Raw genomic sequence first — 12447 nt, forward strand, 5'->3', positions numbered from 1 at the left:
CGCCTCCAATGGCAGGGTCATACCTGCGAGGGACCATCATGATTGAGCTTATTGTGCCCGGCTCTTACAGCGCCTTTGCCGACGAACCTCACGAAATGCACCGCTTGCGCTACCGCGTCTTTAAGGAGCGCCTCGATTGGAACGTGAGCACGACCGGCGGCTTCGAGATCGATTCATTCGATTCCCTGAAACCGCACTATCTTGTGTTGCGCGATTCCGCCGGTCACGTCGGGGGCGGCGTACGCCTTCTACCCTCGACGGGGCCGACGATGTTGCGAGATGTCTTTTCGACGCTGTTGGAGGAGAGAACGGCATCCGAGGAACCGAGTGTCTGGGAAAGCAGCCGTTTCGCCCTTGATCTTCCACCGTCTGCACCGAAGGGCAGTGGGAGTATTGCTGTTGCGACCTATCAACTCCTCGGTGGCATGATCGAGTTCGGTTTGTCGCGGCCGCTCACCCGTATCGTCACGGTTACGGATTTGCGCACGGAGCGAATCCTGCGTCGCGCCGGATGGCCGCTGGCCCGGATCGGTCCGCCCCAGACAATCGGCACCACGTGCGCCGTTGCCGGCTGTTTGGATGTCTCAGAGGAGAGCCTTGCTGCGGTCCGCCACAATGGCAGTCTTGGCAGTCCCGTACTGTGGGCCCCGGTGCTCTGCTGCACGGCCGCCTGACATGGTTATGATAGGTAATGACGCCGCCTGGCCGGACTGGCAGGATGAGAAATCCTATCGCTACACGCGGCACCTGACGCGACGTGGCTGGGCCTGGGAGTTTCTGCGGCGCAATCCGGCCTTCCAGCGTGACTGCAGGCTCTCGCTTGAGCAGGCAGAATTTGCAGAAAGGTGGTTCGAGGTAGAAGTGGTGAGATCGTCGCTCGATCTCACGCAGTGGGGGCTCCTTTTTCGCAAGCTCGTTGAGGCGCGATGCGGCTGTGTTTTGGTGCTTCCGCCAATGCCCGCATGTTCTGCCGCTCATTGCGGAAAAGGCATTGTCGGCCGAAACGCTTTCGTTTGATCTCGCTGCATTGCCATGTCGGGCGACAATCGTGATCACGGCGGACGGTCGCCAGCACGTCGTGCTGCGAAATGCTGACCGGGACCTCCAGCTTGTCGTGGAGGGCGCGGAGGTTTTGAGCCCCGTTCGGCTTTCCGTCGACGCGATCTGGCCCGCCGACCGGATGAGGCAGCACTTGCACGCGCTCGAATGCCTCAATGCTCTTCACGCGACGGGACAACTTCCCGACAGGCTGTTTCCCCCGAAGCGCGCGCCAGCCGTCTGCGCTTTGTCCTCCAAGCGCTCGACGGCTCGCTAGGCGGGGCATCGCACCGCCAAATCGCAATGGCCCTGTTGGCCCAACAACGCGTCCAAGCCGACTGGACGGATCCGCGCAACCACCTTCGCGATCGCATCCGCCGTGCCGTCCGGCGCGGTCACATGCTCATGGATCGTGGCTATCGGGATTTCCTCGTCTAAGATGATTGGAATAGCTCACCTGGAGCCGGTCAGCGCGCGAACAGTCCTTTGTATCCAGTCGTAACCATCCAGTTTGCCCGGTCGAGATGGCTGCGAACCGCCATTCGGGCGCGCTCAGGTTCTCGCATCGGATCGATGCCGAGGACGAGCTGCGCCATCTCGTCTTCGCTTGCGTCGTCGGCAGACGCGTCCAGGAGCCTCATATAGATCGTGAAGTGCTCATTGTCGTAAGCGGTCAGGCTTTCCGACCAAGGGACTTCGTCTTCGACTTTGCGTTTCATCGCGACCCTCTTGCCGGTTTGGGGTTTGTTATGATCGGGCACGGCTTCTCCTCGGTTGGCTCACCATAGCGAATAGGAACGATCGTTCCTAGAACGATAGTTCCGGTTCTGGTCCCTATCTCGCATGGACCTCAAGGAGGTCATGGCGATCAACATGCGTCGTTTGCGCCATGATCAGGACCTGACGCAGGAAGAATTGGCTGCCCGCACAGAGCTCAGCATGCGCTATGTGGGCTCGATCGAGCGTGCTCGCGTTTCCGCAAGCGTTAGTGTGCTGGGCCGGTTGGCAAAAGCGCTTGATGTTGATCCTTGTGAGCTGATTAGGCCGCCGCAGTGACGGCGATCCGGCCCAACCTGGATTGCCGAAATCGATCTGGATCGCGCGCAACCGACCGCTCGTGAACTGAGCCCGCTTTCTTCGACATCGGTCTCGACCATACAGTTTTGCTCCATGGCGAGCTTGCCTTGTGGACTGCAATATATCCTAAAATGGGATAATCCGAAACTGGGATTAGTCGGTGAGCCGGTTCCCTTCTGGCCGGTTCATCTGATGCCGAAATCCCTTCGATCGCCCCGCCAACGCCGGCTGCTGGAACAGCTGATAGCAGCACGCAAGAACAAAGGCTTCACCCAGGCCAAGGTTGCCGAAGCACTTCGCCGCCCGCAGTCTTTCGTGGCCAAGTATGAGGGCGGTGAACGTCGCATGGACGTCATTGAGTTCCTCGACGTAACGGAAGTGCTCGAAATCGACCCTTGCGAGGTTCTCGCACATGTGCGTCGCTTGCGTGACCGATAGCTGGTGTGCTTGGCTTGAGCGACCAACGTCATCATTATCGCATCCCTGGATTTGCTGCCCCCCGGCGGCAGATGGTTCGGGCAAATCGATGCCAAAAACTCAAAGGCTTTGACTTGCTGACCTTGGCGCATGGAGCGCGCAAGCTGGTCGAGCGAAATGCACGCAGAATCAGGAAGAAGGCCGGCTTTACGCAGAAGCAGCTTGCCGAGATCTCGGGCTTCAGCCAGCAGTACATCAGCGGGCTGAAGAAGGGCAAAAGGAACCCCACCATCGTCACGCCCTCCTTGTCAGCTATATCGAACTGGTGCGACCTCACTGAGGGTTAAGGGCTATAGGAGATGGCGCCGACACTCCGCGGACATCTCGCCGTATCCGTCGGTAGATGATGCTGGGCACACTCGGATTAGGCGAAGAACGGCACGTGCTGCCAGTCGCGTCGCCAGCTTTGAGTGATCGCCGGGTATCGCCGGCCTCGAAGTCTTCCAGAGCCTTCATGCCGGCTCGGCGTCCGCGCCCCAGGTCGCTTCCCGCTTGGCCAAGCAGTTCGCCAGCTTGCCATCTTACCAGCACCTCGCCAATCTCGTTGCGTTATTGTCTAGGCGTTGCAACGGATCCTTCAAGGGAAATTCACGGAAACTTTGCGACCGCAAATCGCTGTCAATGGTACGCTCACCACAACTTTCGAGTTCATCGGCGGCAGAAATCTGGTGTCGTTTTATATTCCGCCGCCGAACAGCATTTGCGAAGAGCGCGAAATGACAAAGCCAGCAGGACGAGGGTTTGGTTCTTCTATTTGGCGTCGGGCTGACCAATGATGATACTCGTCGATCGCCTAAAGATAGCAGCGCATCTTGATCGCCTTCGGATCCTGGGCCTTTGCGCGCATGCCGACCTGACTGTCCGCGAACTAGCGGAGATTCTCGATCTTCGTCGGCAGCGCGTTGCGCGACACGTCCGGATGCTCGCCAGAGCCGACTTTGTTTGCGGCAACGGACAACGTCCTTGGTCCTCATATCATCTCAATGCGGGGGGCAAGGACGGAGGGTTGGTGCAATCCTTGGTCGATCTCCTGCCCCACGACGATGGGTATCATAGGCGGGACCTGGAACGGCTCGAGGCGGTTCAAGACGCGTGGTCGAACGGAACTGCTGCTTGATCGTGAAAAGATCTGCCCAGATGGGAGCGCGAAACTACCATGAAGAACTCCGCTGACGCAGCAATCGCAGAGCCCGGCACATACGGATGGTCTTCCTTGGTCCACGTCGATTGCCACGTTCACGAACTCTGCTTCTACGACAGAGGCGGCAGGAGCACGAGATCGTCGATGAGCTTGAGACCCTCGCCATCGAGCGCCTGAAAGCGCTATTTGGCAGTGAGCACGCCAACGTCCAATCTTATTCCGGCTCGCCGGCCAATCAGGCTGTCTATCGTGCGCTTTTGAGCCCCCGTGACAAAGTCATGGGCTTGCGCTTACCCGAAGGCGGCCATCTGACTCATGGTTGGTCCGTCAACTTTTCCGGCACTGATTATCAACGCGTCCCATATGGGCTGCACGAAAAGACGCAGCAAATTGACTATGACCGCTTGCGCGAGACAGCCAGGCGGGAACGGCCGAAACTCATTTGGGTCGGCGGAACTGCCTATCCGCGTATTTTTGACTTCGCGGCAATGGCCGAAATTGCTTCGGAAGCGAAGTCCTATCTCGTAGCCGATATTGCGCACATCAGCGGCCTGATTGTCGCTGGAGCGCATCCGAATCCCGTGGCTCATTGCGACGTCGTCACCAGCACATCTCACAAGTCGATCCGCGGCCCCCGTGGAGGCTTTATTTTGTCAAAGAATGAAGATCGCTATCAGGCGCTCTATCATCCCACGAGCAAACACAATCTCGCCAGACGGATTGATCGCGCGGTGTTTCCTCAACTGCAAGGTGGGCCGCACATGAATACCATCGCCGCGCTAGCTGTCGCTTTACAGGAAGCCGCGTCCACGTCTTTCCGCATCTACGGTCATCAGATCGTCAGGAATGCAAAGGCTCTGGCCGAGGCGCTTCTGGATCGCGGTTACGACCTGGTCACCGGCGGGACTGACAATCACATGCTGATCCTTGATCTGCGGGACCGAACGACGCGCTCGGCGAAATCTATGCGCATGACATCCATGCCCAGGGCGTTGCCTTCGACACCAGGCCGCTCGAAGGTCAGCCGCCGACGGCGCGCTCGATGATCTTCGTCACCCCCGACGGCGAGCGTTCGATGAACACCTATCTCGGCGCCTGCGTCGAACTCGGCCCGGAAGACGTCGAGGCCGATAAGGCATCCGGCGCCAAGGTCACCTATTTCGAGGGCTATCTGTGGGATCCGCCGCGCGCCAAGGAGGCGATCCGGCAGACAGCCAGGCTGGCGCATGCAGCCGGACGTGAAGTGTCGATGACGTTGTCGGATTCGTTTTGCGTCGACCGCTACCGCGACGAATTCCTCGACCTGATGCGTTCCGGCACCGTCGATATCGTCTTTGCCAACAGCCACGAGATCAAGTCGCTCTACCAGACAAAATCCTTCGACGAGGCGCTGCAGGCTATCCGCAAGGACTGCAAAATCGCGCCGTCACCCGCTCGGAAAAAGGCTCGGTGATCGTGCGCGGCGACGAGACCGTGGTGATCAAGGCGACCGCCATCAAGGAGCTGGTCGACACGACAGGCGCCGGCGATCTCTACGCTGCCGGTTTCCTGCATGGCTACACGCAAGGCCGCGACCTCAAGACCTGCGGCGATCTTGGCTCACTGGCGGCCGGATTGGTGATCCAGCAGATCGGCCCAAGGCCACGGCAGAATTTGCGCCGCGAAGCAGAGCAGGCGGGGTTGCTATAGCAATATCCTATGAGGAGGTTCTAGTTGCACTTCCTGACCGATAGCCCACAGAAAGGCCTCTATTTCTCTAGCGATCGCGGTGATCGGGATGGCCTTGGGCATCCCCGCGAGGATCATTTTTCGATAGCGAGAGCAGAGGCGGAGCTGACCTTTCCACGCTATCTCGCAAACGCTTCTCGGTAGGCCTTCCAACTGCGCTTACTTGGGTCGACTTACCCGCGCAGGGAAGCGGTAAGCCCATGCGCCTTCGATCAGCATGCGCCGGGCCCGAGAGTTCCCGGCCTTAGTGATCCCACCACGTTTGACATGTTCACCTGTCGAGCTCTCTGACGGAACGAGGCCAAGAAAGGCCATCAGCTAGAGGGGGTTTTCGAAGCGGCGGATGTCGCCAATTTCGGCAACAAAGACGACGGCGGCAATCAACGACATGCCTGGTAACGCCTGATAGGCTTCGACAACAGGAGCCATCTACGAGATCAGATCGGTCAGACGCTTTAAGCGCACCTCCGCATCCTCGATCGCCTGGCAGTATTCCTTGAGCACGATGAAGTGCGCCGGATGCTCGAACTTCAGAGTCGATATCCACCGCGTATGCGCCAGCGACCAGGATCAGCGGCCCGAATAGATGCGGCCATGTCGAAGTAGGAACGACTGAAGCTGATGACGCGCCCGCTTTTGAGCCTCCTGGGCTACTTCACGGGCCCGCACGAGATCGCGCATCGCCTCGTGCCCGCGGTCCGGCACCCAAACCGCTGTCAGCTCACCCGCACGGTCGTGGCGCCGGCCTTCAGCAACCGCAGGGTGAAGCTGCTCGCGCAGCAGGTCGAGGCGATCGCCGCGCAGTTGTTCGAGACGCTTGCCGCCCAGCCCCAGCCCGCCGACCTGCGGCGCCACCTCTCCTTTCCGCTTCCGGCCATGGTCATCAGCGCGCTGATTGGCGTGCTCTATGAGGATCACGCCCTTTTTCGCCGGGTTGTCCGATGAGGTGATGACGCACCAGCATGAAAGCGGTCCGCGCAGCGCGTCTCGCCTGGCCTGGGAAGAACTGCGCGCCTACATTCGCGGCAAGATGTGGGACAAGCGCCAGGATCCGGGCGACAACCTGCTGACGGATCTCCTCGCGGCGGTCGACCAAGGCAAGGCGACCGAGGAAGAGGCGATCGGCCTGGCGGCGGGCATGCTGGTGGCGGGGCACGAAAGCACCGTCGCGCAGGCAAACTCACCATCCTCGATGACTTCGGAACCCACTCCCTTACCGACCCACAGCGCTTGATGCTCCAGGGCGACAGCATGCGAAAGCAAAAGGCCGCGCCCCTCTTGACCGGCACCGAAAACGGCGAAATCAATCATCCATGAACGCAACAAGGCACCCGAGGACCGTCGCCGCCAAACTGTCCCGACATTAGCGAAACCACCACTGTCCGGGAATTAGCGGAACCCCTGTCCGGCTTTTGCGAAATGCGCAGCTGAGCTGGGAACACATCAATCTGACCGGCATCTACACCTGGGATGCAGAGCATCAAATGCCTGAAGGGTTCCGGTCGCTCAGACTTCCGACCTCAATCCATCAACGGCATAGAGTTCACGATCCGTTCTCTCTCAGCGCAAGATTTGAATACTCTTGTCCTGGCCCCAATCGGTCATATCCTCTGTGCAGAGGTAATAGTGGGCCGACCAGCGAAAGCACGACCGGCGCCGGTTGACCCGGTCAATGGAAAAGCGTATGCAATAATGAAACGCCATTCCAGATGATATGCCATGTCAAACACAGTGTCTCCAACCTCGAGTGCCCTCGCACAGAGTCTCGTCGCTGCCCACCAAGGTGGTCAGCGCGTCGGAGCCGACTTATCCACACTTGAGGCTCTGAGCCGCGCTCAAGCTCTAAGTATCCAACTTGAGGTCGTCAGCAGACTTTCAGTTCCCATCGCGGGTTGGAAGGTGGCTGCCTTGCCCGATGGAGACCTAATATCTGCCCCAATCGTCACGAGCCGCCTTCTTCATAGTCCGGCGTCCATTTCTCAAACAACTTACGGACTCGGTGGTGTCGAATGCGAAATTGCATTTCGTTTCGCGAGAGAGCCAGTTCCGGGCAAAGGTGGCCTTGCGAGAGAGCAAATTATCGAGGCAATCGACGGGGCCTGCGCAGCAATCGAGATCGTAGACAGCCGCTGGACGACAGCTTTCTCGACTCCTCGCAACGCAATGATCGCCGACTTGCTCTCGAACGGCGCGCTGGTCGTTGGTGAGATGAACAAAAACTGGAGGCCCGTGGCATTTAACACCCTTCAGGCTCGCCTCGGCATTAACGGAACCACCGTCTGCCAAAGCTCGGGTGGGCACCCAAACGGAGACCTTATTGGCCTCCTCACCATGTTCGCAAACGATCTTCGTGAAAGAGGGCTCGTCTTGAGGCCCGGCGAGATTGTGACGACGGGAAGCTACACAGGCTTTCACACAGCAAGATCCGGTGATGAGATAGCGGCCGAGTTTGACGGGTTCTCGCCAGTCTCGGTGGCATTTCAACAGCTTTGAGAATTGAGGAGAGATTAATGCTCTGCGGCAAAGGCGTGGTTGCCATCTGGAACGGAATATCCGAGGACGGGCGCCAGGACTTCTATCAGTGGCACATACACGAGCACATGCCGGAGCGAACCGGCATCTCTGGGTTTTTAAGGGGGCGACGCTATCGGGCGACTGATATGGACACCCATCCTGAGTTCTTTACGCTCTACGAAGTTGAGCAATTCGAGGTCATAAAAGGCGAGGAATATGCCAAGCGCCTCAATGCCCCGACGCCTTGGACAAAACGCGCAGCATCGCATTTTCTCAATACGTCTCGCGGTTTGGCGCGGGTCTTGTCGTCGGAGGGTCCTGGACCGGGCGGCGTCCTTGCGACAGTGCGCTTCCATCCTGCGACAATCAACGACGAGCAGGTAGCCGGCGAGCTCTCACCGCTTGCATCTCAGCTTATGCAGGCACCACTCATAACCGGTGCGCATTTATGCAAATCTGATGAAGAAGCTACGGAGGTGCGCACTGCCGAGAGTGAGGGGCGGACGGACTTTGATGCGCCGCCCAATTGGTTCATGCTTTTGGAAGCTTGCACCGTGGAGTCTCTGGAAGCACCGGTGCAGGCTGTCCTCCAACATCCAATGGTACGGCAGGCGCAGGTCGGCCGTTATTCGCTCGAGTATACCCGTTTGAAGACCGATTCGGCGGCCGGGTAGTTTAAGGGAAAGTCATGAAACTATTGCGATTTGGAGCACCCGGGTCTGAGAGGCCGGGGTTGCTGGACAATGATGGAACTATCCGTGACCTCGGTGGTGTGATTTCGGATATTGGCGCAAAAACGCTCTCAAGCACCGGCCTGGAGATGCTGCGTTCAGTAGATGCGTCGTCATTGCCCACTATTGACAGCAATGTTCGTTTAGGACCTCCGGTGGCCGATGTTCGACATTTCATCGCTGTCGGCCTGAACTACACCGATCATGCAATCGAAACCAATACTCCGATCCCTGAGGAGCCAGTTGTCTTTTCAAAGGCGCCGTCGTGCATTGTTGGACCGAACGATGACGTCCTTATGCCACCAAAATCCCGCATGTTGGACTGGGAAGCTGAAGTCGCCGTTGTCATTGGAGAGAGTGCTTTTGAGCTGGCAGAAGAGGATGCGTTGTCGGTTGTGGCGGGCTATCTTGTCTGTCATGACGTTTCGGAGCGCGAATTTCAGATCCATCGTTCAGGACAGTGGATCAAAGGGAAATCCTCGCCGAGCTTTGGCCCCCTTGGGCCCTGGCTTGTGACCGCAGATGAGGTTCCCGACCCTCAAAGCCTGGATCTCTGGCTTACGGTTAATGGGGACATGAGGCAGTCAGGATCGACCGCCAAAATGATCTTTCCATTCAAATATCTGATCTCATACATCTCGCAGTTCATGGCGCTTGAGCCGGGGGACGTCATTACCACCGGTACGCCTCATGGTGTCGGACTCGGAATGAAACCCCCGGTATTTCTACAGCCGGGCGATGTGGTGGAGTTGGGGGCCAGTAGGCTCGGTCGGCAAAGGCAAACCGTCGTCCTCCGTGGGTAGCCTTCGGACCTGATACCCTCGACGGGAACCGGTGCCGCGACGCGCTTGGCGCCAAGGATTATGAGCGACTCAAGATCCGGCACAGCCCTTGCGGTACCGAAAAGGAGTCGAAGCACTTTCACTATGAGACTTGCCGCGAAGGAGATGCTCCCTTGATAAAAGTTGCATTGATCGATACGGCCCATTGGCACGTCCCGCTCTACCTGGACGCCCTGCTCAAAGCCGACGTCGAATTTGTAGGCATGTCCGACCCCACAGGAACGAACGGACCCGCCCTCGCTCAAAAATTAAAGACGAAGTGCTTTGCAAGTTGCAAGGAGCTTATCGCGCAGGTGAGGCCCGATCTGGCATTTGTGTTTGGCCGGCACATCGACATGCCTAGTTCAGCTAATCTGTTGTTGGATCACGACATTCCCTTCGCGATCGAAAAGCCGTGTGGGATAAGATCTGTTGATGTTCGACAGCTGGCCGAGAAGGCGGCCCGGAAGCAGGCATTTGTAGCGGTTCCTTTTATCTTCCGCTTGAGTGACACGATGAGGGTCATTCGCAGTGGAGGACCGATTAAAATCGACCACGCCAGCTTTCGGTTCATTGCTGGACCGCCAAGCCGTTATGTGCAGGCGGGCAATCTTTGGATGCTGCAGCGCGACATCGCCGGCGGCGGGCCACTAATCAACGTTGGTGTTCATATGGTCGACCTTTTCCGCTCCTTAAGTGAAAGCGGGATCGTCGCTGTATCGGCCTTTGCCACATCACACATCAACGAGTTGTCAATTGAAGATTTCATTGCCGTCACGCTTCAAAGCGACTCCGGGGCTGTCGGCACAATCGAATGTGGATACACATTCCCCAGCGTCCCCGGCATGCAACGTGATTTTTCGTTCTCTGTTCGGGCCAGCGACCGGCTCTTGCGGTCCGTTGATAAGGGCATCGAAGTCATCAAAGACGTTAGAGCCGGTATCGAGCATGAGTTTGTGGCTGCCGATTTCGAACTCGAGCCCTGTTACTCCAAATTCGTCGAACATGTGCTTGATGCTGTGAAGGCAGGCAGCCCCGCAATAGCAAATTTCCAGGACGCGGCTGGCGTGCTGGAGCTTGTCGAAGCCGCCTACACGTCAGCGGCTGAGGGGGGGCGAACAATCCGCCTCTCGACCTAAACTCTTGGTATCCGGCCCCCGTTTCGAATGAGAACCAATCAAGGAGAGCTGATATGAGCAGCGTGTTCCACCGAATTCCTAAGCGGCATCTTCCTGTCGCCGTCAAGGGTGACGGCATGTACATATTCGACCGAGATGGCAAGCGATACATCGACGGCTACGCCGGCGGCGCTTGCGTCTCATGCCTCGGCCATAGTCAACAAGAGGTAATTGACGCCATTAGGCATCAAGTCGGTGAAATGGCTTTCTTCCACGCCGGGATGTTTACCTCGGAACCGCTCGAGGAACTTGCATCCATTTTGACGACTGATGCTCCGGAGGGCCTAACTCGTGTTTTTTTCACGAACAGTGGGTCAGAAGCGGTGGAAACAGCCATCATGATGGCTCGGCAATATTTTGTGGAGGTCGGCGATCCTAGGCGGAAAAAAGTAATTGGACGCCGGAGCAGTTACCACGGAGCCGGCTTAACGGGGCTAAGCGTTGGATACCAGGTGGCACGCCGAACACCATTTGAAGACATATCCCCAAGCGTCTTTCACATTTCGCCTTGCTATGAGTACCGAGGCCGATTGGAAGGCGAGACGCCGGAACAATACGGTCTGCGCACAGCCAATGAATTGGAGCAGGCAATTCTTGGGCTCGGGCCCGAAAGCGTAATGGCTTTCGTCGCAGAAACTGTGACCGGCACCACGAGCGGTGCGACTCCGCCTGTTCCAGGTTACTTCAAGCGTATTCGTGATATCTGTGACAAATATGGCGTCCTACTCATCTTGGATGAGGTTTTCTGTGGCTTGGGCCGAACAGGTACTCTCCATGCATGCGAGCAGGATGGCGTGGCTCCGGACTTTCTGACCTTTGCAAAAGGCATCGCAGCTGGCTACCAGCCGATTGGCGCGACCATGGTGAACCAGAAGATTTACGACGCCATTGTAGGCGGCTCAGGAACTTTTAAGGGCGGATATACCTATTCCGGGCATGCCACGGCATGTGCGGCTGCGGTAGCAGTGCAAAAGATCCTGCGCGCTCCTGGTTTTCTTGACCACGTAAAGGCAACAGGAAATGTGCTAGCCGCTCAGCTTAAAGACCGGTTTGCTCAACATCCGCATGTCGGCGACATACGAGGTCGAGGTATGCTCATGACGTTGGAACTCGTCGAAAATAGGGAAACGAAGGCTCCGTTCCCGGCGGCGCTAGGCTTAAGCTCGAAGATCTATCAAAGCGCACAAGCTAAGGGTCTGATCACACATGCGCAGAGTGGAACCGTTGACGGCCATGTTGGGGACCACGTCGTAATCTGCCCACCTCTGATCGCGGCCCAGGAGAATATCGAGACAATCACGAGTTTGCTAAGCGAGGCTATAGCGATCGCGTTGGAAGATGTACGCGCAAAGGCGGCGTAGACGCTAGCAGGCTGCTGAAGAAGTGGTCGTTTTCGGCCGCGCCGAGTTGATCGAACGACTTGATTGTGGTTCTGGCGTTTTCGCGGCCTGTGTTTTGGCGTGCAAAATCTGACCCCCCTATGGAGTGCGCCCCTGAGGGTGGACACATCGGGATATGTGGATTGACCAGCCTTCCGGGTTTTCGGAGAGAGAACCCATGGCAAAGCACCGCAGTCACAGCATCGAGTTCAAACGCCAGGTCGCGCAGGAGTTCAGTAAGCGATGCGCCAAGGCACCTTGCAATAGGCCGATGAACATGGAGCTTTCGCACCATGACATTGGAACATGCAAGGGGCGATTTGGTCGCCGAGTTAAGCGGCATCGCGCCGGCCGAAGATCGTG

General features: G+C 57.8%; 13 protein-coding genes and 6 pseudogenes. 15 read left to right on the forward strand and 4 right to left on the reverse strand.

Annotated elements, in window-relative coordinates; all coding sequences use genetic code 11:
• Positions 1 to 38 precede the first annotated feature (38 nt).
• A complete protein-coding gene (locus H0241_RS33490; protein WP_181061995.1) occupies positions 39 to 674 on the forward strand; it encodes an acyl-homoserine-lactone synthase in 636 nt (211 codons plus the stop codon).
• A 7-nt stretch (positions 675 to 681) separates the two neighbouring features.
• Positions 682 to 849 (forward strand): annotated as a pseudogene (locus H0241_RS36525) (transcriptional regulator domain-containing protein); the annotation flags it as partial.
• Positions 850 to 883: 34 nt separating this feature from the next.
• On the opposite strand, the gene H0241_RS33495 reads toward H0241_RS36525, so the two are convergent.
• Entirely contained in the window at positions 884 to 1225 is a 342-nt protein-coding gene (locus tag H0241_RS33495) for a hypothetical protein (protein ID WP_181061996.1), read from the reverse strand.
• Here H0241_RS33495 and H0241_RS36530 point away from each other — a divergent pair.
• Positions 1207 to 1476, forward strand: a complete 270-nt coding sequence (locus H0241_RS36530; protein WP_181061997.1) for a DNA -binding domain-containing protein — start codon at positions 1207 to 1209, stop codon at positions 1474 to 1476. The two genes, H0241_RS33495 and H0241_RS36530, sit on opposite strands and share 19 nt — an antisense overlap.
• A 29-nt stretch (positions 1477 to 1505) precedes the next feature.
• On the opposite strand, the gene H0241_RS33505 is transcribed toward H0241_RS36530, so the two are convergent.
• A complete protein-coding gene (locus tag H0241_RS33505) occupies positions 1506 to 1757 on the reverse strand; it encodes a DNA -binding domain-containing protein (RefSeq protein WP_181062008.1) in 252 nt (83 codons plus the stop codon).
• Between the two features lie 124 nt (positions 1758 to 1881).
• On the opposite strand from H0241_RS33505, the gene H0241_RS33510 reads away from it, so the two are divergent.
• The gene (locus H0241_RS33510; protein ID WP_065012446.1) at positions 1882 to 2094 is read left to right on the forward strand and encodes a helix-turn-helix domain-containing protein; all 213 of its coding nucleotides are present in this window, start codon (positions 1882 to 1884) and stop codon (positions 2092 to 2094) included.
• A 174-nt stretch (positions 2095 to 2268) separates the two neighbouring features.
• On the opposite strand, the gene H0241_RS36300 is transcribed toward H0241_RS33510, so the two are convergent.
• Positions 2269 to 2529 carry a hypothetical protein gene (locus H0241_RS36300; RefSeq protein WP_328824957.1) on the reverse strand — a complete coding sequence of 87 codons (261 nt, stop codon included), beginning with the start codon at positions 2527 to 2529 and terminating at the stop codon, positions 2269 to 2271.
• A 146-nt stretch (positions 2530 to 2675) separates the two neighbouring features.
• Here H0241_RS36300 and H0241_RS36305 point away from each other — a divergent pair, with 146 nt between their 5' ends.
• The 4 genes and pseudogenes from H0241_RS36305 to H0241_RS33535 all read left to right on the forward strand — a co-directional run bounded on the left by H0241_RS36305 (position 2676) and on the right by H0241_RS33535 (position 5422).
• Positions 2676 to 2879, forward strand: coding sequence for a helix-turn-helix domain-containing protein (locus H0241_RS36305; protein WP_407941794.1), 204 nt, complete (start codon positions 2676 to 2678; stop codon positions 2877 to 2879).
• A 488-nt stretch (positions 2880 to 3367) separates the two neighbouring features.
• Positions 3368 to 3709 carry an ArsR/SmtB family transcription factor gene (locus H0241_RS33525; RefSeq protein WP_235984606.1) on the forward strand — a complete coding sequence of 114 codons (342 nt, stop codon included), beginning with the start codon at positions 3368 to 3370 and terminating at the stop codon, positions 3707 to 3709.
• Positions 3710 to 3748: 39 nt separating this feature from the next.
• Positions 3749 to 4677, forward strand: a pseudogene (locus tag H0241_RS33530) (serine hydroxymethyltransferase); the annotation flags it as partial.
• A 32-nt stretch (positions 4678 to 4709) separates the two neighbouring features.
• Positions 4710 to 5422, forward strand: a pseudogene (locus H0241_RS33535) (adenosine kinase).
• Here H0241_RS33535 and H0241_RS36535 read toward each other — a convergent pair.
• Positions 5417 to 6259, reverse strand: a pseudogene (locus tag H0241_RS36535) (IS110 family RNA-guided transposase); the annotation flags it as partial. The pseudogenes H0241_RS33535 and H0241_RS36535 overlap by 6 nt on opposite strands.
• Here H0241_RS36535 and H0241_RS35980 point away from each other — a divergent pair.
• From H0241_RS35980 to H0241_RS35490, 7 genes and pseudogenes are all read left to right on the forward strand, one after another.
• Positions 6188 to 6635, forward strand: a pseudogene (locus tag H0241_RS35980) (cytochrome P450); the annotation flags it as partial. The pseudogenes H0241_RS36535 and H0241_RS35980 overlap by 72 nt on opposite strands.
• A gap of 734 nt (positions 6636 to 7369) precedes the next feature.
• Positions 7370 to 7954, forward strand: coding sequence for a 2-keto-4-pentenoate hydratase (locus H0241_RS33550; RefSeq protein ID WP_181062000.1), 585 nt, complete (start codon positions 7370 to 7372; stop codon positions 7952 to 7954).
• A 17-nt stretch (positions 7955 to 7971) separates the two neighbouring features.
• Complete coding sequence (locus H0241_RS33555) at positions 7972 to 8649, forward strand: hypothetical protein (protein WP_181062001.1); 678 nt, start codon at positions 7972 to 7974, stop codon at positions 8647 to 8649.
• 14 nt (positions 8650 to 8663) lie between these two features.
• Positions 8664 to 9509 carry a fumarylacetoacetate hydrolase family protein gene (locus tag H0241_RS33560; protein WP_181062002.1) on the forward strand — a complete coding sequence of 282 codons (846 nt, stop codon included), beginning with the start codon at positions 8664 to 8666 and terminating at the stop codon, positions 9507 to 9509.
• 152 nt (positions 9510 to 9661) lie between these two features.
• Positions 9662 to 10666, forward strand: a complete 1005-nt coding sequence (locus H0241_RS33565; protein WP_181062003.1) for a Gfo/Idh/MocA family protein — start codon at positions 9662 to 9664, stop codon at positions 10664 to 10666.
• 53 nt (positions 10667 to 10719) lie between these two features.
• Positions 10720 to 12066 carry an aspartate aminotransferase family protein gene (locus H0241_RS33570; protein ID WP_181062004.1) on the forward strand — a complete coding sequence of 449 codons (1347 nt, stop codon included), beginning with the start codon at positions 10720 to 10722 and terminating at the stop codon, positions 12064 to 12066.
• Positions 12067 to 12262: 196 nt separating this feature from the next.
• Positions 12263 to 12447 (forward strand): annotated as a pseudogene (locus tag H0241_RS35490) (hypothetical protein); the annotation flags it as partial.

The sequence above is a fragment of the Mesorhizobium neociceri genome (assembly GCF_013520985.1).
Classification (GTDB): domain Bacteria; phylum Pseudomonadota; class Alphaproteobacteria; order Rhizobiales; family Rhizobiaceae; genus Mesorhizobium; species Mesorhizobium neociceri.